Origin of the sequence: Xanthomonas sontii, from assembly GCF_040529055.1 — a bacterium.
GTDB lineage: Bacteria > Pseudomonadota > Gammaproteobacteria > Xanthomonadales > Xanthomonadaceae > Xanthomonas_A > Xanthomonas_A sontii.
This window is the reverse complement of sequence record NZ_CP132342.1, coordinates 2,755,222-2,776,934: the sequence shown is the minus strand read 5'-3', so window position 1 is coordinate 2,776,934 and position 21,713 is coordinate 2,755,222. Positions and strand designations below refer to the sequence as shown.

Here is a 21,713-nt window from a genome sequence, read left to right as displayed (position 1 = left end):
GGGTTGATTGCGCGTGCCCGGAATGGAGAGGAAAATGACAGGTCCGCTGAACCTCCATTCCGATGATCGACCCCACCCGCTATCCGCGCCTCTCGCGCATCCAGGTCCCCGCCGAACTGCGTCGCTTCGATGAATCGGAGCTGCCGGCCATCGCCGAGGAACTGCGCGCCTTTCTGATCGAGTGCGTCGGCAAGAGCGGCGGCCATTTCGGCGCCGGGCTGGGCGTGATCGAACTCACCGTCGCCCTGCACTACCTCTACGACACACCGGTCGACCAACTGGTGTGGGACGTCGGCCACCAGACCTATCCGCACAAGATCCTCACCGGACGCCGCGACCGCATCCACACGGTCAAGCAGGCCGACGGCGTGGCGCCGTTCCCCAAGCGCGAGGAAAGCGAGTACGACACCTTCGGCGTCGGCCATTCCTCCACCTCGATCTCGGCCGCGCTGGGCATGGCGGTGGCGCTGCAGCGCATGGGCGACGAGCGCAAGGTGGTGGCGGTGATCGGCGACGGCGCGATGACCGCGGGCATGGCCTACGAGGCGCTGAACCACGCCGGCGGCATGGACCCGGAACCGAGCCTGCTGGTGATCCTCAACGACAACCGCATGTCGATCTCCGAGGCGGTCGGCGGGGTCACCAAGATGCTGGGGCGGATGAGCGGCAGCAAGACCCTCAACGCCATCCGCGAGGGCGGCAAGAAGATCCTCGGCGACAAGAAGAGCAACCCCACCGCGCGCTTCGTGCGACGCTGGGAAGAGCACTGGAAGGGCATGTTCGTGCCGTCCACGCTGTTCGAGGAAATGGGCTTCCACTACACCGGCCCGATCGACGGCCACGACCTGCCGGCGCTGCTCGGCGCGCTGAAGACGCTCAAGACCCTCAAGGGTCCGCAGCTGCTGCACGTCATCACCACCAAGGGCAAGGGCTACGAACTGGCCGAGGGCGACCAGATCGGCTATCACGCGGTCGGCCCGTTCGACCCGAGCAAGGGCCTGGTGGCCAAGCCGGGCGCCAAGGCGCCAACCTACACCGACGTGTTCGGCGACTGGATCTGCGACATGGCCGCGGCCGAGCCGGCACTGCTGGCGATCACCCCGGCGATGCGCGAAGGCTCGGGCCTGGTGCGCTTCAGCAAGGAATACCCGCAGCGCTATTTCGACGTGGCCATCGCCGAGCAGCACGCGGTGACCCTGGCCGCGGGCATGGCCGTGCACGGCGCCAAGCCCGTGGTGGCGATCTATTCCACCTTCCTGCAGCGCGGCTACGACCAGTTGGTGCACGACGTGGCGGTGCAGCAGCTCGATGTGCTGTTCGCGATCGACCGCGGCGGCGTGGTCGGCCCGGATGGCGCCACTCATGCCGGCAACCTGGACCTGAGTTTCCTGCGCTGCGTGCCGCACCTGGTGGTGATGGCGCCGGCCGACGAAGCCGAGTGCCGGCAACTGCTCAGCACCGGTCTGCGCCATGCCGGCCCGGCTGCGGTGCGCTACCCGCGCGGGACCGGCCCCGGGATCGCCCCCGGGACCACGCTGGACCCCCTGCCGATCGGCAAGGCGCAAGTGCGCGCGCAGGGCCACACGGTGGCGCTGCTGGCGTTCGGTGCGACCCTGGCGGCAGCCGAACAGGTCGGCCGCGAGCTCGGTCTGAGCGTGGTCAACATGCGCTTCGTCAAGCCGCTGGACCGCGCCCTGCTGTTGGAGCTGGCGCAGAGCCACGAAGGCTTCGTGACCATCGAGGACAACGTGGTGGCCGGCGGTGCCGGTTCCGGCGTGGCCGAGCTGCTCAACGCCGAAGGCGTGCTGCGCCCGGTGCTGCACCTGGGCCTGCCCGACGCGTTCCAGCACCATGCCAGCCGCGAGCAATTGCTGGCCGAAGCCGGCATCGACGCCGCCGGCATCCGCGCCGCGGTGCTGAAGCGCTGGCCGCAACTGGCCACCAGCGCCAGCGCACCGCGCACCGCGGCGGGCTGACCCGTCGCGATTGCGAGCAGAGCAACGGCACGGCGGTTGGCGCATGCCGTGCCTGCTTGCGGCATTGCGCTCGGTTCTCGATGCGCCTCATGCCGCTTTCGATTGCGCCGGCGTCTCCAGCGCGTGACCTAGGGCGTGTCATCAATCCCCGAGCATGCCGCGCCGCGATTGCGCGCGCCTGTGGCAAGGAAGAGCGAGGAAGTGGACGTCCGTCCACGCCCGAGCGATGACGCGGCCATGGGCGCGCGCAATCGCGGCCCTTCGGGTTGGGCCTGGCAGGCGCGCGGCCGGCGCCGCGCGGCTTGACCTGACGGCCAGTCAGGCGCTGCGCCACGCAACGCCGGCCGCGCGCCTGCCAGACCCAACGCGGCATACTCGGGAATTGATGACACGCCCTAGGCTGTATCGACATTCAGCGGTATTTTTTTGGGATGTCGAAGACCATCACGTCGCGGCCCAGCCGCTATGAATTGACCCAGAGCCAATGGGAGCGGATCGAAGACTTGCTTTCAGGCAAAGCCAGTGACCCGGGCCGCACAGCAGCCGACAACCGCACTTTCGTCAATGGCGTGCTGTGGGTGTTGCGCTCCGGCGCACGCTGGAGTGATCTGCCGCCGCGCTACGGGGCCTACAAAAGCGTGCACAAACGCTTTACCCGTTGGGCCGCCAAGGGCGTCTGGGAGCGGATTTTCCAGAGCCTGACTCGGGCTCGAGACAACGAGTACCTGATGATTGATAGCAGCATCGTCCGGGCGCATGCACAGGCGGCGACCGGAAAAGGGGGGCTTCGGACTCGGCTCTGGGGCGCTCCCGAGGAGGCCTGAGCACAAAGATCCACTTGGCCGTGGATAGCCAGGGCCGGCCGGTGCGGGTCGTGCTGACAGGTGGGCAGCGTAACGACATCACGCAAGCGCGCGCCTTGTTGGCCGGGTTCAAGCCGAAATATGTGCTGGCCGACAAGGGCTATGACAGTCGGGAACTGGTGGCGTTGATCAGGTCACGAGGCGCCAAGGCGGTGATCCCTCCACGCAGTTGCCAGCGGCCGCGCCGCTACGACAAAGCACGCTACCGGTTACGCAATCGCATCGAACGTTGCTTCGCCAAGCTCAAGCAGTTCCGCCGTATCGCCACGCGCTTCGATCGCAAGCCAACGCATTTCTTGGCTTTCCTGTATCTGGCCTCTATCCCAATGTGGCTGAAATGAATGTCGATACAGCCTAGGGCGCGATCACCTCGGCGCCACTGGCGCGTAGCCGATCCAGCGGCCCGCCCGGCTCCTGCAGGGTCTGCATCGGCAACGCCGCGAAACTGGAGCGGTTCTGCGCCAGCGCCCGCTCGGCCGCCTGCAACCAGGCCGCCTGCGCACGCTGGCGCACATCGCCCAGGCCCAGCTTGCGCGCGATCGCCGCTTCGCCGACCGCGTCCAGGCACACCCGGTACTGATCGTTGGCGGGCAGCCTGGCCAGCGTGTCCAGATCGCCTTCGGACCACGCATTGGCGCGCTGGCGCATCGTCTCCAGGTCGCGATCGATGACCTGCAAGGTGCGCGCGAAACAGGCACTGTCGTTGAGCGAGGTCGCCCGGAACTCCTGCAGCGCGCGCTTGGCGTCGGGCACCTTGACCTCCACCACCACCGGCACGATCGGCACCCTGGCGCGCTTGGCCGCACGCGCGATCACCGGCTGCACGACGCTGCCCAGGCTCAGGCCGGAGGTGCGCATCGCCGTTTCGTACAGCTCCTGCGCCGCGAATACCGGCCGCCAGCGTTCCACGCTGCCGTCGCGGCCCAGGTAGCGCGCCTTCAGCGGCAGCCAACGCGCATACAGCTCCGGCGGCAGCACCTGCTGCAGGGTGCGGTCGTCGGGATTGCGCCGCGCCTTGAGCAAGGACGGCAGCAGCATCAGGCTGCGGAACATGCCCAGGCCCGAGTCCAGGGTGAGGGTCGGCGCCGCGATCACCTGTTGCGATTGGGCGATCACCCGCTCCACTTCGCCCGATTCCCACTGCATGCGCTTGGGCAGCGGCGACACCGTGCCGAGGATCCACAGCACGTGATCGCCGCGGCGGACCTGCCACAGCCCCGGGCCGGGCTGGCGCCCGCTCACCAGCACCGCCTCCAGGTCGACCACCGGCGGATGGGCTGGTGCGGCCGGCGTCGCGGTCTGCGCCTGCACGGCGGGCACGCCCGCCGCCAGCAACGCCGCCGCCAGGCACAACGCCGAGCCGAGCCGGCGCGCCACGGTCCCCGGCGCGGTCGTCGCGCGCACCCCGCGCCGCCCCGGCATCAGTCCGCCAGCTTCGGCAGATGCGTGGCCAGCGGGTCGGTGTCCGCCAGCAGTTCGAAGCGCTCCCACAGGAACCCCGGCGCTACCACGCAGCGCACCAGGCAGTAGTCGGCCAACGGACGCGCGGCCTGCCAGGTGCCGGCCGCGATCACCACCGACGGCATGCCGCCACGCTCGCTGGCATCCAGGCGGTAGCGCTGCAGGCCATGCTGCGGATCGAAGCCCAGCAGTTCCAGAGCACCGCCCTCTTCCCATTGCCAGGTCTCGTCGGCATCGATGCGGTGCCAATTGCTGACTTCACCCTGCGCCAGCAGGAAGCGGATCGCGGTGCAGGCCGGGCGCAACGTCTGCTCGTGCTGCACCACCAGGGCCGAGGTATGCACGCGCGCGTAGCGTCCGCCCTCCGGGTGCGGCAGCAGCGACAGGTCGCGCACCAAGGCGGCGATTCGGAAGGCGGCGGCGCTGGACATGCGTCCAGTCTAATCCGGCGCACGGCCGTGCGGATGTCAGGCCGCGCCATTTCCGCGGCGGCGGCCGCTCGACGTCACGAGGGGCGCAGCGAGTCGCGTGCAGGCGGCATGGCGCCCAGCCGCCTGCCATGCCGCAGGCACAGCGCGAAGAACACCAGCAGATCCCAGCTGTAGCGCTTGAGCAGGCGCCGCGGCTCGCGCAGCAGGCGATAGATCCATTCCAGGCGCAGTCGGCGCACCCAGGCCGGCGCGCGCCGCGCGGTGCCGGACAGGAAGTCCAGCAGCGCGCCCACGCCGAACGCCAGCGGCACCTGCAGTTGCCCCGCCTGCTGCAGCGCCCAGCGCTCCTGCAGCGGATTGCCGAACGCCACCAGCAGCACGTCGGCGCCACTGGCGTTGATGCGCGCGGCCAGCCCGTCCCCGGCCGCGGCGAACTCGGCATAGCCGTCGCAGGTGCCGACCACCTGCTGCCCCAGCGTCTGCCGCAAGGTCTGCGCCGCGGCGTCGGCCACGCCGGGCCGGCCGCCGAGCAGGAAGAAGCGCAGCGGCCGCGGGCTCTGCCGGCACAGCGCCGGAATCAGATCGGTGCCGTTGAGGTTGCCGGCGAAGCGGCGACCGTGCACCAGCAGCGCGCCCAGGTCCATGCCGATGCCGTCGTTGACGATGCACACGTCCGGCGCAGCCAGTTGCGCACGCAGGGCCTGGCACTGCACCACGAAGTTGGTGTTGGCGAAGAACACCTGGCGGCGCTCGCCGCGCGCCAGCGCCTGCAGCAACGCGGCAACGAACTCGGTCTCGGTGCTGCGCAGGATCGGATAACCGCCCAGCGCCAGCACCTCGCCGGTCGCGCGCTCACCAGAGGTCATGCGGAAAGCTCTCCAGCAGGCCGCGTTGCACCGCGGCCAGATCGAACACGGTATTGCCGCCCAGCGCCACGCATTCCTCCACCGTGTGCCCGGCATGCCAGCGGCCGCGGCCGGTGCCGGCGTAGTAGTCGTCGTACTTGAAGCGGTCCTCGCCGTTGCCCCAGTCCAGGTACACCGACGGCACGCCGTAGGCCTCGGCCAGGATCAGCCCGTGCAGGGAACTGGACACGACCAGGTCGGCGCCGAGCAATTGCCGCACGAAGGCGGCCGGCTGGCGGTTCGGCAGCACCAGGTGGTCCTTGTACTGCGCATACTTGTCCAACGGTTCGTTGAAGTGCGGCACCACCAGGAACGGCTGCCGTGCCGATGGCGCCAACAGCGCCTCGCGCGGGAAGAACAACGGCATCAGCAGACCCGGGTCGCCGTAGACCTCCGGCACCTGCAGGCCGCGCTCGCGCAGGAACGCGCGGGTCTTGGGGCCGCGCACCGCACGCACATCGAGCTGGCGGAAGGTATGGCGGTCGGCGGGAATCTTGCCGTTGACGCCGCTGCCCCACACGGTGTCGCCGTCGCGGGCGAAGTGCAGCACCGAGCCGATCGCGATCAGCCGCGTGCGCTTGTCGCGCTTGTCCAGCAAGGTGCGGTCGCGCTGGCCAAGCACGTTGGAGACGATGATCTTGGAAAGATGATCGCCGACGTTGATCTCGCCGTTCTTCGGCTTCCACCAGAACAGCGCCCGGCGCTCTTCGTAATCGATCCATTTTTGCAATGCGGACATCGGTCCTCCTTGGTTGCGCGGGGGGTACGGCGGACAAGCCGGGGCGTGGACTCAGGCCACGCCGTCGGCGAACAGACGGGTCTCCGGGTAGGCGGCCGGGTCCAGCACCCGGTCGGTGGTGTCGGACCAGCTCAGGCACTGCCGATGGCGCACGTGCGGCGCCTGCAGCGCCTGCCCTATCGCGGTGATGATCGACGCCTCGTCGCCAGGCGTGTAGCCGAAGCGCGACGGATAGCGGCCGACCACGGCATTGGGGCAGACGGCCGGCAGGCCGAAGAAGTCGTACTGCAGCAGCTTCATCGAACTGTCGGCCAGATACGCCGGCACCTGCTCGGACGCGTACGGCGCGATGCCGAAGCGGGCGTGCTTGATGTAGCGGATGGTCTCGGCGTGCTTCATCTCGCCGTACACCACCACGTTGTCGCCATAGCCCGGCGCGCGCCCCATGCCCGAGCCGATCACGTGGAAGGTGACCTGCGGAAAGGCGCGGCTGGCGGCGACGAAGAAATCGGGATCGAACAGCATCGAGCCCACCGCCACCGCATGGATGCCCTCGCCGTACGGCGAGGGGTCGCCGAGCGTGTGCAGGTCGTGGTCCACGCCGTGGCCGACGTGGTACACGTTGTGGCGGCTGGCGACCTCCTCGGCCATCGCCGGCGACACCAGCGCGATCACGTCCAGGCTCGGCGCCACGCGGTCGAACTCGCGCTCGATGTAGTCGGCGACGTTGATCGTGCTCAAGCCGTCGGAGGCGCGGTACACCTTGCGAGCGGTCGGGTTGATCCGCGCAGCCAGCGCGATGAAGGCCACCGCGATGCCGCTCTCGAACACGATCACGTCGGCCTCGCGCATCCAGCGGATCAGCGTGGCCGGCGCGCGCGCCGCGTACAGCTTGAACATCAGGTCTTCCAGCGGCCGCAGCCAGCGCCGCCGGGTGTTGAACGGATGCAGCAGCGCGCGCCACAGATAGCAGTCCACGCCGTTGTGGCGGACCACCTGGTTGGCGGTCGCGTCCAGCGGCAGGCGCAGGTCGCCCTTGAGCCGCGACAGCAGGCTGTAGCGCAGCGAGAAGAACCGCGTGGGGCCGCGCTTGGCCAGCTCGTCGGCAATGAAGTGGATGTTGGCGCGACGCGGCGTGCGGTAGTCGTGCGCCGACAGCACCAGATAGCACGGCGCACGCCCACTGGTGGCCGCGGCCGGTGCCGATGCGGGCAGCGCCGCTGCGGAAGAATCGCTCATGCGCTCGCTCCTGTGCGGAATGAAGGAAAGGAAAGACACGGCCGGCCGACGCTCATCGCGCTCCCCGTGCCTGGCGCAACAGCGTGCGCATCTGCAGGATGGCCAACACATCGCGGCGGAACGCCGGCCACAGCGCGAACACCAGCAGGCAGCCTAGCGCCATCGCCACCGCGCCGACGATCAGTTGCAGCCACAACGACGCGCCACCCCACTGCTGTGCGGCGAAGTACGCGGCAACGCCGCAGACGCCGTAGCCGAGCACCGCGCGCAAGGCGTTGTTGAACAACTCCCAGGCCGGGATCTGCGGCGCGATGCGCGCGATCCAGATCACCGACAGCGGCCACATCACCAGCAAGCCCAGCGTGTAGCCCACGGTCACGCCCATCACGCCCCACAGCGAGCCGGCGAAGATGCAGGCGATCAGCATCACCCGCCCGACCACCGAATAAACCAGTTGCTGACGCATCAGGCCCAGCGCCAGGAACACCCAGTAAGTGGCGTAGGAGGCGGTCTGGAAGATGCCGCCGAGCGTCAGCACCTGGAACAGCGGCACCGCCGGCCGCCACTGCTCGCCCAGCACCAGCACGATCAACGGCATCGCCAGCGCGCAGGCGAAGGAGAACAGCGCGACGATCAGGTGCACCATCACCGTCTGCCCGCGCAGCAGGAAGTTGCCGAAGCGCGGCGGATCGTCCTGCAGCTGCGACAGCACCGGCAGCGCCACCGAGGTGGCCGGTGCGTTGATCTGGTTCAGCGGCATCATCAGCAGCTGGAACGCGCGGTTGTACAGGCCCAGCGCCTCGGCGCCGATGCGGTGGCCGATGATCACCTGGCCGACGTTGCGGCTGGCGTAGCCGAGCAACTGCGCCGCCATCAGGTTCCAGCCGAAGCTGAGGAAGGTGCGCATCGGCGCATCGCGCCGGTAGCCGCGCGGCAGCCAACGCGCGCAGGCGCCGGCGATCAGCAGATTGACCAGCGCCTGCACCACCTGTTGCCAGACCAGCGCCCAGTAGCCGTAGCCGGCCAGGGCCACGCCGACGCCGGCCAGCAGGCCCAGCACCTGCGCGCCGACGTCGCTCAGCGAGACCTGGCCGAAGCGCAGCGCGCGGCTCAGGTGCGCGCGGTACTGCGTGGTCATGCCGTTGAACAGGAAGGTCACCGCCAGCGCCTGCGAGATGCCGAGCAGGGCCGGCTCGCGGTAGAAGTGCGCGATCCACGACGAGGACAGGAACACCACGATCGCCAGCGCCAGGCCGATGCCGCTGTTGATCCAGAACAGGTTGTCGCGCTGCTCGCGGCTGACGTGCTTGGCCTGGATCGCCGCCGAGGACAGGCCGAAGTCGCGCAGGATCTCGGCCATGCCGACGATCGCCGTCACCATCGCCATCAGGCCGTAGTCGTAGGGCGTCAGCAGCCGCGCCAGCAGAATGATGCCGCCGAACTGCACCACCATCTTGGCCAGTTGCCCGGCCATGGTCACCGCCGCGCCGCCAGCGGCGCGCGCGCCCAGTCCGGGCTGCGGCGCTGCCGGCCGCGGGGTCTCGGCGCTGCTCATGCGTCCTCCCCGCGACGCGCGGTCAGCGCCTGCAGATAGCTGCGGTAGTGCTGCAGGCCGATGCCGTTCCAGTCGCGCCGCGACAGGTCCGGCACGGCATCGGCGGGCACCTGCTGCGCCTGCGCCAGGGCCTGCGCCAGTTGCGCCGTATCCAGCTCGCCCTGGTACAGCTGCACCCACTGCGCGCCGACTTCGTCGGCGATGGCGGCATTGGCCTCGCTCCACGGCGCCAGCACCGGGCGCGCCAGCGACAGCGCCAGCAGCAGGGTGCCGGAGTTGTGCATCTGCCGGTACGGCAGCACCACCAATTCGGCCTCGCCGATCTCCTGCGCGAGCACCGCGTCCTCCACATACTGCAGGCGTGCACTGATCCGCGGGTCCTCGGCGCAGGCGCGCTCGACCACGCCGCGGATCTGCGCATCGATCGGATTGCCGGCGATGCGCAGGCTGAGTTGGGGATCGGGCAATGCGCCGAACGTCGCGATCAGCGTCTCCACGCCCTTGTACGGGCGCAGTAGCCCGAAGTGCAGCAGGCGTCCGGGGACGCGCGGCGGTTGCGGCAGCGGCGCGTACCAGTCGCAATAATGGCCGTGCAGGATGGTGTCGGTGGCCGGCGTGCGTGCGGGCGTGGTCGCATTGATGCGGATCCAGCGCGCGGTCTGGCGGTCGATCCAGCGCAGCAGCAGGCGTTCGCGCCAGCCCTTGTCCTCGTGCGGCGCCACGTTGTGCAGGGTGCGCACCAGCGGTATACCGGCCAGGCGCAGGCGCAACAACAGAACGGCGACACAGAGCTGCTTGGCCAGCGTGCCGAGCGCCGTGCGATGCCGCAGCAGGTATTCCGGCCAGTGCAGGTGCAGCACGTCGTAGCGCGACAGCAGCGCCGCGCGCATCGAGAAGAAGCGCAGTTGCACCTGCGGCGGCAACGCCGCGTAGAGCTGGGTCAGATAGGGATTGGTGGTCGCGTTCGGGCGCTCGGTGGACAGCAGCACGGTGACCGCCGGCGCGGCCTGCTGCGACGTGCCATGGCGCTGGCTTTCGCCGCTCATCGGCCGCCCTCCGCGCCGCCCAGCGCCAGGCGGTATTCGTCCAGATAGGCGCCGACCACGCGATCCCAGTCGTAGCGATGCGCGTAGGCCATCGCCGCTGCGCGCTGCGCGGCGAAGTCCGCATCGGTGCCGGCGGCGAAGGCACGAACGGTGGCCGCGGCTGTCTGCGCATCGGCCGGGTCGACCAGCACGCCCTGCCCCGACTCGCGGTGCAGGCGCGCAAACGGCGGGATGTCGCTGAGGATCGGCAGCAGCCCCGCGCTCATCGCCTCCACCGCGGCCAGGCCGAACCCCTCGTGCCGCGACAGGCAAACGAAGTACTGCGCGCTGCCGAGCAACTGCGCCAGTTGCGCCTGGGTCGGCGCCACCTGCAGGCGCACCCGCTGCTGCAGGCCGCGCTCGGCGATCGCCTGCTGCAGGTCGGCCATGCTGAAGTCGTATTCGCGCCCGGCCACGATCAACTGCCAGGCCGGATCCTGTGCGGCCAGCGCGCGCACCAGGTCCAGGGTCTCCAGCAGGCCCTTGTTAACCGACCAGCGCCCGAAGTAGATCAGCGTGCGTCCGGGCGTGACGCTGCCCTGCCCGGCGAACTTGTCCACGTCCACCCCGTTCTCGATCACCCGCAGCCGCTGCGGCGCGACCACCTGCGAGAACAGCCGGCCATCGTTCTCGCTGGTCGCCACCACCCGCGCATAGGCGAGCGCCGAGGCGCGGGTGAGGGTCTTGAACCAGAGCATCTTCAGGCGCGAGGCATAGGTGGTATGGAAGAAACCGCCATGGGTGGACACGATCATCGGCACACGGTGCAGCGGCCGGGTCAGGGCCAGGAAGTCGTAGAAGAAATCGATGCCGTGCACGTGCAGCAGATCCGCGCCGCGCACCGCCGACAGCACCGACGGCGCCAGCGGGTAGCGCGAGGAACCGCGGTACGGCAAGCGCACGATCGGCACGCCCTGGTGGCTGTCGTGCGGCGCCAGACGCTGCCGCGGATCGGTGAACACCCGCTCCAGGCTCACCACTTCGACCTGGTCGCGGCCCTGCTGCAGATGGCGGCGCGCGATATTCAGCACCACCTCCTCCATGCCGCCGACCGACGGATGGAACTGGCGCACCACATGCACCACCTTCATGCCCGGCCTCCGTCGCGCCCGTGCGCGGCCCGCAGCGCCGCCGTCATGCCGTCGCTCCCGCGACCGCACTGCGGCGCACACCGATCATCCACGGCGCGATCCGCACCAGCACCACGCGGATCGGCACGCTGGCCAGTACCGCCAGCACACTCACCGACACCGCCCAGGCCGGTCCCCAGGCGTCGCCGCGGACCAGGCCGGTACGGGCGGCGACGCCGGCCATCACCGAGAACAACAAGGTATGCGTGCACAGGATCAGCAAGGTGTTGCGTCCGATCCACTGCAGCCAGCCCCAATGCTGCACCAGCCCGGCGACGCACAAGGCCATGGCGCTGCCGAGCAGGCTGGCGGCCAGGAACCCCAGCGGGGAATCGCCGAACTTGAGCATGTTCACGTCGACGCGGCCGTTGTGCCAGGCGATCGCGAACCAGGCCGCGCCCAGCAGCACCGCCGCCAGCGCATTGCCGGCCGGCCGTGCCGGCCACCACTGCGCCCGCGTCGCGGCGAGCGCGCCGATCGCGAAGAAGCACAACGCCACCGGCAGCACGTCCAGCGAGAACGGCAGGCGCATGTCCTGCCCCGGGAACCAGCACGCCCAGCCCCAGGCCAGCGGCAACGAAAGCCCGGCCAGCACCTGCAACGACAGCGTACGACGCAGCGCCAGATAGGCCAGCGTGGTCACGAACAGCGCCGGCAGGAACCACAGCGCGGGCATCACGTAGAGCTTGGGCCCGATGCCGCTGACCAGGCCCAGCAGCGGCTCCCACCACGGCCGGTCGCCCCACAGTTGCGCCTTGCTGCCGATGTGCCGGGTCAGCATCCAGTACGCGTAGGCAACGAAGAAGAACGCCACATAGGGCAACAACAGGCTGCGCGCCAGCTTGCCGACCGTGGCCAGGCTCAGCGGGCGATTGCCGAAGGCCTCGCCGACCCAGCCCGACAACAGGAAGAACATCGGCACGTGGAAGCTGTAGGCCAGGATCACGTAGGCGTGCGGAATGCCCTTGGCATGGCCGAACACCACCAGCAGGATCGCGATCGCCTTGGCCGCATCGATGCGCATGTCGCGCGGCGCGCTCGCCCATGCGCTACGCCCCTGCGCCGGCACGGACGCGGAGACGGCCGTGGCGGGCGCGCTCATGCCGGCACCGCCGGGATACGGGGAGCCGGCGCCGCAGGCACTGCGGCTGACTCGCGCAGGCGCGGCGCCATCTGCCACAGGCAGCCGCACACGAACCACCACAGCGCCGCAGTCTTGATCGAGAAGTAGCCGTTGGAGACCAGCAGGCTCAGCGAGAAGGCGAAGATCAGCAGGTTCTTGAACAGCTGCCCTTCGATGGTGCGCATCAGCATCGCGAACGAGTACGCCAGCAGAAACGCCAGCACCAGCAGCACCGACTGCGAGGAGATGAAGTAGGCGATGCCGCTGTCGAAGTAGCGGTACGGCTGATCCACGTCCAGCCCCATCCACGCATCGGCGCTCATCCTGCGGATCGAATCGACGGTGAAGAACACCCGGCCCAACGTGGTGTCCTCGTAGCTCTGGATGCCGGAGGCCCACACCAGCAGCCACGCTCCGCCCATCACCGCGAAGAAGATCAAGAAGCCCAGGCGCTGGTCCATACGCAGCAGCAACGGACTCAGCAGCGCCATCATCACGCAGGTACCGGCGGCCAGGCGCCCGTCCGAGGCCACGATCAGGAAGCCGATCATCGCCACCGAGGCGACGATCGCCAACGGCCGCATCCAGCGCCAGAACGTCAGCAGGATCGCGGTGAAGAAGATGATGAAGTTGCCCATCGTCACCGGCTCGATGAATACCGAGGAGGCGCGCGGCAGGTTCGAGGACGGCAGGAAGTTGCGTGCGCCGGGCCGTGTCGCACTGACGAACAGGTTGCTGTCCTGATTCCAGAAGCTCGACGCGCTGGCGCCGCGCGCGTTGACGAAATAGCTCTTGGGGTTGACCACGTCGCCGTAGACCTTGGGCAGGGCCAGTTCGAACACCGCCACCAGCGACACCAGCAGCGCCATGCGCACGAACATGCGCGGCAGCGAGCCGGTATACGCCGCGCCGAGCATCAGGAAGGCGAACGGGATCAGCGCATCGCGGAAGAACTTCGGATCCAGCGTCCACGCCATGAACAGGCGCACCAGCATCAGCAGCGCCAGCAGCGCGATGCCGGTGAACACCATCGCCATGCGCTTGCGGTCCAGCGCGCGCAGGCCGAGCAGGAAGCAGGCGGCGTACACCGCCAGCTCCACCGCGTAGGTCATCGCCGGGCTGACCCGGAACACCTTCGCGTTGATCACCGCCAGCACGAAGTTGTAGCCGACGGCGAACAGCAGCACCAGCTCGATCAGCAGGTTGCGGCGCTGCTCGCGCAGCGGCATGTCCGGCACGCTCAGCATGCGCACCTCGCTGCGGCGGCGGCGCGTTGCACGCCAACGCGGCCATCGGCTGCCGTCACGCGCGGCAGAAACGTGTCGCGCGCCACGTCATTCGACGCAGGCAGCACGGGAACGACGGCGACGCGGAGGCGGCGCCGGCGCTGTTCACGGTCGACGGGAAGAAGACGCATCGGGCGCATCAGTAGGCGGTCTTCTGCCCGAGCACCTTGAACGCGGTCAGCACGATGATCCGCGTGTCCAGCCACAACGACCAGCGGCGGATGTAGTCCAGGTCGTACTGGATGCGCTTCTTCATCGTGCGCAGTTCCGGCGTCTCGCCGCGGAAGCCGTTCACCTGCGCCCAGCCGGTGATCCCCGGCTTGACGTAGTGCCGCTGCATGTAATGGTGGATCAGCTTTTCGTAGTGGGTGTTGTGCTGCGCCGCGTGCGGACGCGGCCCCACCACAGACATGCTGCCGCCGAGCACGTTGAACAGCTGCGGCAGTTCGTCCAGGCTGGTGCGGCGCAGGAACGCGCCGAAGCGGGTCACCCGGCTGTCGCCGCGCGTGGCCTGCACCACCACGTCGCTGGGCTCCTGCTGCACGCGCATGGAACGGAACTTGTACATGTAGAACTCGCGCCCGCCCAGGCCGTGGCGGCGCTGGCGGAAGAACACCGGACCCGGCGAGCTCAGCTTCACGCCCACCGCGATCGCCAGCATCAGCGGCCACAGCACGGCCAGTGCGGCCAGGGCCACCAGCTTGTCCTGCAGCGCCTTGGCGACCACGAAGTAAGTGTTGCGGTCCACGCCGCCCTGGCGCAGGTTGATCACCGGCACATTGCCGATCTGGTCGCCGGACTGGTTGAGCATGCCGAAGTCGAACAGATCGGGAATCAGCCGGACCTGGATCGGATAGCGGTCCATGCGTTGCAGGAGCTGCTTGATGTGGTCGCGCTCGCCCAGCGGCAACGAGATCCACACCTGCTCGACCTGGTGGTCGTCGAGGTAGTCGATCAGCGCGTCGGCGGTGCCCTCGCCCAGGCACTGCAGCTTCTGCGGATGGTCGGCCACCGACAGGTCGTAGTCGCTGCTGAAGTAGCCCACCACCTGCATGCCCACCCAGGGATTGCGGCTCAGGTAGTTGTGGATCTTCACCACCGGATGGCGCAGACCCACCACCACCACGCGCTGCACGTCCACGCCTTCCGAGCGCAGCCGGTTGAGCACGCCGCGCACCAGCGTGCGCGAGAGCAGCAACGTCGCCAGGCTGGTGACGAACCAAGTGCCGATCCACAGCCGCGAGACCTGCTGGCCGAACTGCACCACGAAGGCATGCATGGCGAACAGGGCGAACACGCCGCCACAGGCCAGGCTCAACACCATCATCTCGCGCAGCAGGCCGCGCCCGCGCCAGCTGCGGTACAGCGGGAACAGCGCGAAGCAGATCACCGCGTACAGCAGCGTGGTGCCGATCGCCACCCGGTAGGCCGGTTCCGGCATCCAGGTGCCGAACAGCAACCGGTGGGTGAGCAACGCGCCGCCGACCATGACGGTCAGGTCGGACACGCGCAACAGGATGTCTGCCGCGGCCGCGTACTTGGACAACATGCGCGGCGAGGAGGTCGTATAGGTGGCGCTACTCAGGTCTGCCAAAAGCATGATCGGGATTCCTATCCAAACCCGGTCGATCGGCATGCGGGGGAACATGCGACGCCGCCGGGCCTCGATTTCGCCTGCCTGTGGACCGCTGCGGCGCCTCCCTCGCCGACCCCAGGTCCACGGCAGCCCGTGATTACTTCAACAGAACAACGTCTTCGTACAACCGCGCTGGAAAATAATGGAGCACCTCATTGCCTAGCTGAACCACGTATCACCTCACTGAAGACTGTGCGTCGAACCGATGCCGTTGTGTGCGGTGCGGCACGCACCCGCGCCTCGCGCGGTGCGGCGCGCCATGACACCGCGACATCACGCCGATGCCGCCGCCGCGGCTTCGGCCTCGCGGATGAAGTAGCGCACCAGCGCCACCGCCACCGCCAGGAACAGGCCGAACACGAAGGCCAGCGCCAGGCCGAGCAGCTTCTTCGGCGAACTCGGCTTGCCCGGCACATCGGCGCGGTCGACGATCGAAATGTTGTTGGTGCCCACGTTGCCGACCACGCCGATCTCCTTGTAGCGCTGCAGCAGCGCGTCGTAGAGCTGGCGGTTGGTGTCGGCCTCGCGGCGCAGCATGGTGTAGCGGATGCTGCGGGTCTGCAGGTCCAGTTCGTCGTTCTTCAGCGCGGCGATGCGGTCGGCCAGCAGGGTTTCCTGCTGACGCGCCGATTCATAGTCGTTCTTCAACGCGCTGCGGATGTTGGCGACCTCGTCGGCGATCTGGCGCTTGGTCTCGGCGATCTGGTTCTGCAGGCGCTGCATCTCCGGGTAGCCGGGCTGGAACGTCGCCAGCTTCTGCTGGTAGTCGGCGGTCATCTTGGCCTGCTCGGCGCGCAGATTCTGGATCAACGGGTTGCTGACCACCTGCGGCAGGCCCATGCCGTCGCCGATGCCGGCCTGGCGCCAGGCCGCCTCGGCCTTGATCCGCGCGTCCTGCGCCGCGGCCAGGCGCACATTCAGTTCGCTCATGTTCTGCGTCGGCAGCGAGGGCTTGTCCTCGCCCATCGACACGATCTGTTCCTGGCTGGAATAGTCGACCGCGTTCTTCTCCGACTCCTCGACCTTGTCGCGCAGCTGCGCCAGGCGGTCAGACAGGTAGCGCGCGGCGAACGAGGACGCCTGCAGCCGGCGTTCCTGGGTCGAGGCGATGAACATCTTGGCGTAGGTGTTGGCCACGCGCGTGGCCAGCACGCGGTCGGGCGAATCGAAGTTGATCCGCACCAGGCGCGAGTCGCGGACCGGCTCGATGGTCAACGCATCCAGCACCGGGCCGACCAGCGCGTTCTCTGCCGCGGCGGCACGCGCCTGCGGCGTCGGCGCGCGCCCGTCGCCGTTGTCCTGCAGCTTCTCCAGGGCTTCGTCGACCAGCGGCTTGAACGCCGGCGCCTCGGTCAACTTGGCCTCGCGGATCACCTGCCGCGCCAGCGACCGGCTGCCGAGCAGTTCGTACTGGGTCTGGTAGAAGTCGCGATCCTGCGGCGATTCAACCGGCATCAGGTTGGCGACGTTGGCGACGTTGAGCGATTCGCGCTCGATCTGCAGCACGCTGGTGGCGCGGTACTTGGGCGTCATCAGCAGGAGGACCAGCAACGCCAGCAGGACGACTGCCCCGGTGATGCCGATGATCAGCCAACGCTGCCGGTACAGCGCATTCCAGTAATCCAGCAGGCCGATGTCGGCCGGGCTCAGCGGGGCACCCACAGGACGCGGGTGCGGCGCGGAAGCGGGAGGCAAGGTGGAGGCGCTCATCGGTAGGCCCTCCAGACCATCACGAACGGGGTCAGCTGCACCACGGTGCGCAGCAACACCAGCGCATCGGAGCGGTACACCACCACGATGTCGCCGCCGTAGATCGCCGGATCGGGCGCGGCGCCCTTCTGGATCTCGCGCAGATCGAAACGCGCCAGCATCTTCTGTCCACCGACGGTGCGGAACACCACCACATTGCCGCGGCTGGCCACGTCGCTGACGCCCTTGCCCAACGACAGCGCCTGCTGCAGGGTCAAGGCGGAGCCCTGGATGGGATAGATGCCCGGCTCGCTGACCGCACCGGTGACCGTGACCCGGTTGCCGGTGAACTCGTCGACCAGCACCGACACCTGCGGGTTCTGCAGATAGCCGTTGCGGTAGCGGTCGGCGATCTCCTTCTGCAGCGCATTGACGCTGGAGCCGGCGGCCTTCACGTCGCCGATCAGCGGCAGCGAGATGCGGCCCTCGTTGTCGACCCGCACCTGCCGTTCCAGGTCATCGACCTGGAACACCTTGACCGTCAGCAGGTCGCCCGGGCCGAGCAGGTATTCCGGCTTGCCCATTGAAGCGGCAAGCGGATCGCCCGCCGGCAGGTCGGTACGCATCGCCGGCCCGCTGCTGCATGCAGACAGCAGCCCCAGGCAGAACAGGGCCAGCGCCCAGTGGAAGGTCACGGAAAGTTTACCCATGCGCGATGCTGATGCCCTCTGTCGATTGGTTTTCGAAGCGCCGCACTCCCCCAGCCGGCCAGGGTTCCGTTCCCGGTCGGAGGATGATTGCGGTGTCAATTCCTGCCTGGGACGAACGGCCCTGGCCAACAGCGAAGCTTCGTGTTGCAACGCACTATGGCACAGGCATCTGCCGCCACCAAGGCGTTACCCGACATTTTTTTGACGCAGTAACGCGAGGGTTCAACTACATGTCCGGCTATTCAGCGTAGCAAGGACCCGTGAACGCTCCATCGACGCGATGTTAACGTGATCAATGTCAATGCATTGACGCTGCGTAGCTCTCAGTTCCCACGGGGCTTTCCGCTCTGGTGGGGCGACGAGCTCGTCGCGGGACAGCGCAATCCCGCGCATTTTGTCTACGGCGACGCGCCAGCCTCCCTGCGCCGATACAGATCGCCCTATGTCGCGATACCGACACGCATTGCCATCCCGGCGGGCACCCCATTCCCCACATCGGCCATACGCGCGCCGCCGATCCGACGCGCCCAAACAAAAAGGCCCATGTCGCGGACATGGGCCTTCGAAAGATGGTCGGGGTAGCCGGATTCGAACCGACGACCACTAGTCCCCCAGACTAGTGCGCTACCAGGCTGCGCTATACCCCGGTGTGTTGCGTCTCCGCCGTCATGGCGGACCCGCCTTGCGGCGAGCTGGCGATTATAGCGGGTTTGCCGCGGCCATTCCTAGCGGCAGCAGCGCCGCCGTGGCTCACCGCCGCAGCAACTGCAGGACTTCTTCCAGCTCCTGCCGCACCTGCTTGATGATCTGATTGCTCAGCGCCGATTCCTGGCGGGCACCCTCGCCTTCCAGGCGCAGGCGTGCGCCGCCGATGGTATAGCCCTGTTCGTACAGCAGGCTACGGATCTGCCGCACCATCAGCACGTCGTGGCGCTGGTAGTAGCGCCGGTTGCCGCGCCGCTTGACCGGTTCCAGGCTGGGGAATTCGGTCTCCCAGTAGCGCAGCACATGCGGCTTGACGTCGCACAGCTCGCTGACCTCACCGATGGTGAAGTAGCGCTTGGCCGGAATCGGCGGAAGTTCGCGGTTACTGCCCGGGTCCAGCATATGCCTCCACTCGCTCCTTGAGCTTCTGTCCGGGGCGGAAGGTCACCACCGTCCGCGCCGAAATCGGGATCTCTTCGCCGGTCTTGGGATTGCGGCCGGGCCGTTGGTTCTTGCGGCGCAGGTCGAAGTTGCCGAAACCGGACAGCTTCACCTGCCGCCCCTGCTCGAGCGCATCGCGCAGCACGTCGAAGAACGCATCGACGAATTCCTTGGCCTCGCGCTTGTTCAGCCCGACTTCGTCGAACAACCGCTCGGCCATTTCCGCTTTGGTCAACGCCATCGCCCTGCTATCCCCTGTCCTTCTCAACCACGCATCCGCGCGTCGTGTTCCCGCGCCAGCGCGGCCACCGCATCGGCGACCACCGCCTCCACGTCGCGGTCTGTCAGAGTGCGCGTGTTGTCCTGCAAAATCAAGCCCATAGCGAGACTCTTGCAACCAGCCTCGACCCCCGCGCCGACGTAGCGGTCGAACAGCACGACCTCGCGCAGCAAGGGCCCCACCGCCGCGCGCACGCTGCGCGCCAGCGCCGCCCAACTCACCGCGTCCGGCACCACGACCGCCAGGTCGCGACGCACCGACGGGAACCGCGACAGCTCGGCGGCGCGCGGCAGGGCACGCGCGGCCAGCGGCGCCAGGTCCAGCTCGAACGCCAGCACATCGACGTCGATCTGCATCGCCTGCAGCAGCCGCGGATGCAGTTGGCCGATCCAGCCGATCCGCACGTCGTCGCGATAGACGTCGGCCGATCGGGTCGGATGCGCGAACGGGTGCGCCGACGGCCGGTAGTCCAGGCGTGCGCCGGAGGCTGCGGCCAAGGCGTCCAGGTCGCCCTTGAGGTCGTGGAAATCGACCTTGCGCGCCGGCAGGCCCCACTGCAGGGCGTCGGCATCGCCGCACACCGCGGCCGCCACCCGCTGGGTCTCGGTCGGCGCGGCACCGGCTTCCGCCGCCGCGGCGAACACCTTGCCCAGTTCGAACAGGCGCACGCGCCCGGCCTGGCGCGCGGCGTTGCGGCCCAGCGCGGCGACCAGCCCCGGCAGCAGCGACGGACGCATCACCGCCAGTTCGGCGCTGAGCGGATTGGCCAGGGCCACGCGCCCGTCGTGCAGGCCCCACTGGTCCAGCAGCGCAGCATCGACGAAGGCGTAGTTGATGGTTTCCAGCAGATCGCGCGCCAGCAACTGGCGACGCACGCTGCGCTCGTCCAGTTGGGTCTCGCTGTCCATGGCGATGCGCGTGGCGCCGCCGGGCAAGGTGGTCGGCAGGCGGTCGTAGCCGTGGATGCGCGCCAGCTCCTCGATCAGATCCTCTTCGATGGCGATGTCGAAGCGGCGACTCGGCGCGGTGACCTGCCAGCCGTCGGCCGAGGCGACCACGTCCATGCCCAGCGCGCGCAGGATGCGCTCGACGTCGGCGTCGGCGATCTCGATGCCGAGCACGCGCAGGATGCGCGCGCGGCGCAGCGCGATCGGTGCCGGCGCCGGCAGGAATTCGGGCAAGGCGGCCTCGACCACCGGGCCGGCGCGCCCGCCGGCCAGCTCCAGCACCAGCCGCGTCGCCAGCTCCAGCGCCTGCCGCGGCAGCGCCGGATCCACGCCGCGCTCGAAGCGGTGACCGGCATCGGTGTGCAGGCCGAGCTTGCGCCCGCGGCCCATGATCGCGGCCGGCGCGAAATGCGCGGCCTCCAGGAACACGTGGCGGGTGGTCTCGGTCACGCGGGTGGCGTGGCCGCCCATCAGCCCGGCCAGCGCCACCGGCCGATCGGCATCGGTGATCAGCAGGAACGCCGAATCCAGCGCGGCCTCGCGGCCATCGAGCAGGGTCAGGGTCTCGCCGCCGCGCGCGTGGCGCACGCCGATCGGGCCCTGCAACGTGTCGAGGTCGAACGCATGCATCGGCTGGCCCAGTTCCAGCATCACGTACTGGGTGATGTCCACCAGCAGCGACAGCGGACGCACGCCGCTGCGGCGCAGGCGCTCGGCCATCCACAGCGGCGTCTTCGCCGCCGGATCCAGGTCCTCGACCACGCGGCCGCAATAACGCGGCGCGTCGGCGCCCGCGTCCAGCGCGACCGGCAGCGTGCGCTCGCTGCTCACCGCGGCCGGCGTCACCGCCAACGGCAGCACGTCGCTGCCGCATGCCGCGGCCACGTCGTAGGCGATGCCGCGCACGCCGAAGCAGTCGGCACGGTTGGGGGTGAGCTTGATCTCGATGCTGGCGTCGGGCAGGCCCAGATACTCGATCAGCGCCTGGCCGATCGGCGCATCGTCGGGCAGTTCGAACAGGCCGGACGCGTCGCTGTCCAGGCCCAGCTCCTTGGCCGAGCACAGCATGCCGTTGGACGCGACGCCGCGCAGCTTGGCCGGCTTGATCGCGATGCCGCCGACCTGCGCCCCGACCAGCGCCAGCGGCGCGACCAGACCCGCGCGCGCATTGGGCGCACCGCAGACGATCTGCAGCAGCTCGCCCTGCCCGGCATCGACCCGGCACACCTGCAGCCGGTCGGCCTCGGGATGCGGCGCAGCCTCGACGATCCGCGCCACCACCACCTGCTGCAGGCCGTCGCCGAGCGGCACGACCTCCTCGACCTCCAGGCCGATGGCGGTCAGGGTCGCCGTGAGCTGCTCACGCGTGGCCTGGGTCGGAACGTGGCTGCGCAGCCAGTTTTCGCTGAATTTCATGGAAGGGCCGGGAATCGGGAATGGAGAATGGGGAATCGAAGACGCGGTCTACTAGGAACGGAAACGGAGAGGGGAAACGAGCCTTTGCGTTGCTTT

At 68.7% G+C, this 21,713-nt stretch carries 18 protein-coding genes and 1 tRNA gene; 2 read left to right on the top strand and 17 right to left on the bottom strand.

All coding sequences use genetic code 11. The features are described from left to right. Window positions 1–62 precede the first annotated feature (62 nt). The gene (dxs, locus tag RAB70_RS11695) at window positions 63–1,976 is read left to right on the top strand and encodes a 1-deoxy-D-xylulose-5-phosphate synthase (RefSeq protein WP_148829146.1); all 1,914 of its coding nucleotides are present in this window, start codon (window positions 63–65) and stop codon (window positions 1,974–1,976) included. A 431-nt stretch (window positions 1,977–2,407) separates the two neighbouring features. Continuing rightward, a protein-coding gene (locus RAB70_RS11690) for an IS5 family transposase (RefSeq protein WP_148830346.1) occupies window positions 2,408–3,180 on the top strand; the annotation gives its coding sequence in 2 pieces (ribosomal slippage) (window positions 2,408–2,750 and window positions 2,750–3,180; 774 coding nt in all). 13 nt (window positions 3,181–3,193) lie between these two features. Here the strand turns inward: RAB70_RS11690 and RAB70_RS11685 are convergent. The 17 genes from RAB70_RS11685 to pheT form a co-directional block, all read right to left on the bottom strand. Then, window positions 3,194–4,243, bottom strand: a complete 1,050-nt coding sequence (locus RAB70_RS11685; RefSeq protein ID WP_225851667.1) for a TraB/GumN family protein — start codon at window positions 4,241–4,243, stop codon at window positions 3,194–3,196. Window positions 4,244–4,260: 17 nt separating this feature from the next. Beyond that, entirely contained in the window at window positions 4,261–4,731 is a 471-nt protein-coding gene (locus tag RAB70_RS11680; RefSeq protein WP_148829258.1) for a cupin domain-containing protein, read from the bottom strand. 74 nt (window positions 4,732–4,805) lie between these two features. After that, entirely contained in the window at window positions 4,806–5,597 is a 792-nt protein-coding gene (locus tag RAB70_RS11675; protein WP_148829259.1) for a WecB/TagA/CpsF family glycosyltransferase, read from the bottom strand. Then, the gene (locus tag RAB70_RS11670; RefSeq protein ID WP_017910240.1) at window positions 5,584–6,375 is read right to left on the bottom strand and encodes a polysaccharide pyruvyl transferase family protein; all 792 of its coding nucleotides are present in this window, start codon (window positions 6,373–6,375) and stop codon (window positions 5,584–5,586) included. Before RAB70_RS11670 ends, RAB70_RS11675 begins: the two co-directional genes overlap by 14 nt. Before the next feature lie 51 nt (window positions 6,376–6,426). After that, a complete protein-coding gene (locus RAB70_RS11665) occupies window positions 6,427–7,614 on the bottom strand; it encodes a glycosyltransferase (RefSeq protein ID WP_148829260.1) in 1,188 nt (395 codons plus the stop codon). Between the two features lie 52 nt (window positions 7,615–7,666). Further along, window positions 7,667–9,169 carry a lipopolysaccharide biosynthesis protein gene (locus tag RAB70_RS11660; RefSeq protein ID WP_148829261.1) on the bottom strand — a complete coding sequence of 501 codons (1,503 nt, stop codon included), beginning with the start codon at window positions 9,167–9,169 and terminating at the stop codon, window positions 7,667–7,669. Continuing rightward, window positions 9,166–10,215, bottom strand: coding sequence for a GDP-mannose--glycolipid 4-beta-D-mannosyltransferase (locus tag RAB70_RS11655; protein ID WP_148829262.1), 1,050 nt, complete (start codon window positions 10,213–10,215; stop codon window positions 9,166–9,168). The genes RAB70_RS11660 and RAB70_RS11655 overlap by 4 nt, the downstream gene beginning before the upstream one ends. Next, the gene (locus RAB70_RS11650; protein WP_148829263.1) at window positions 10,212–11,345 is read right to left on the bottom strand and encodes a glycosyltransferase family 4 protein; all 1,134 of its coding nucleotides are present in this window, start codon (window positions 11,343–11,345) and stop codon (window positions 10,212–10,214) included. Before RAB70_RS11650 ends, RAB70_RS11655 begins: the two co-directional genes overlap by 4 nt. 43 nt (window positions 11,346–11,388) lie before the next feature. Further along, on the bottom strand, window positions 11,389–12,486 hold the full coding sequence (locus RAB70_RS11645) for an acyltransferase family protein (RefSeq protein WP_148829264.1): 1,098 nt from the start codon (window positions 12,484–12,486) through the stop codon (window positions 11,389–11,391). Next, window positions 12,483–13,754, bottom strand: a complete 1,272-nt coding sequence (locus RAB70_RS11640; protein WP_148829265.1) for a polysaccharide biosynthesis protein GumE — start codon at window positions 13,752–13,754, stop codon at window positions 12,483–12,485. The genes RAB70_RS11645 and RAB70_RS11640 overlap by 4 nt, the downstream gene beginning before the upstream one ends. Before the next feature lie 178 nt (window positions 13,755–13,932). Beyond that, window positions 13,933–15,393 carry an undecaprenyl-phosphate glucose phosphotransferase gene (locus RAB70_RS11635; protein WP_148829266.1) on the bottom strand — a complete coding sequence of 487 codons (1,461 nt, stop codon included), beginning with the start codon at window positions 15,391–15,393 and terminating at the stop codon, window positions 13,933–13,935. 309 nt (window positions 15,394–15,702) lie between these two features. Beyond that, on the bottom strand, window positions 15,703–17,139 hold the full coding sequence (locus RAB70_RS11630) for a GumC family protein (protein ID WP_148829267.1): 1,437 nt from the start codon (window positions 17,137–17,139) through the stop codon (window positions 15,703–15,705). Beyond that, window positions 17,136–17,828 carry a polysaccharide biosynthesis/export family protein gene (locus RAB70_RS11625; RefSeq protein WP_026143621.1) on the bottom strand — a complete coding sequence of 231 codons (693 nt, stop codon included), beginning with the start codon at window positions 17,826–17,828 and terminating at the stop codon, window positions 17,136–17,138. The genes RAB70_RS11630 and RAB70_RS11625 overlap by 4 nt, the downstream gene beginning before the upstream one ends. Before the next feature lie 570 nt (window positions 17,829–18,398). After that, window positions 18,399–18,475 (bottom strand) — tRNA-Pro (locus tag RAB70_RS11620). Between the two features lie 103 nt (window positions 18,476–18,578). Then, entirely contained in the window at window positions 18,579–18,935 is a 357-nt protein-coding gene (locus RAB70_RS11615) for a MerR family transcriptional regulator (protein WP_009597860.1), read from the bottom strand. Beyond that, entirely contained in the window at window positions 18,916–19,215 is a 300-nt protein-coding gene (locus tag RAB70_RS11610; protein ID WP_003466661.1) for an integration host factor subunit alpha, read from the bottom strand. The genes RAB70_RS11615 and RAB70_RS11610 overlap by 20 nt, the downstream gene beginning before the upstream one ends. 23 nt (window positions 19,216–19,238) lie before the next feature. Continuing rightward, window positions 19,239–21,617 (bottom strand): phenylalanine--tRNA ligase subunit beta, encoded by a 2,379-nt coding sequence (gene pheT / locus RAB70_RS11605; protein WP_148829268.1) that lies wholly within the window; start codon window positions 21,615–21,617, stop codon window positions 19,239–19,241. Window positions 21,618–21,713: the final 96 nt, after the last annotated feature.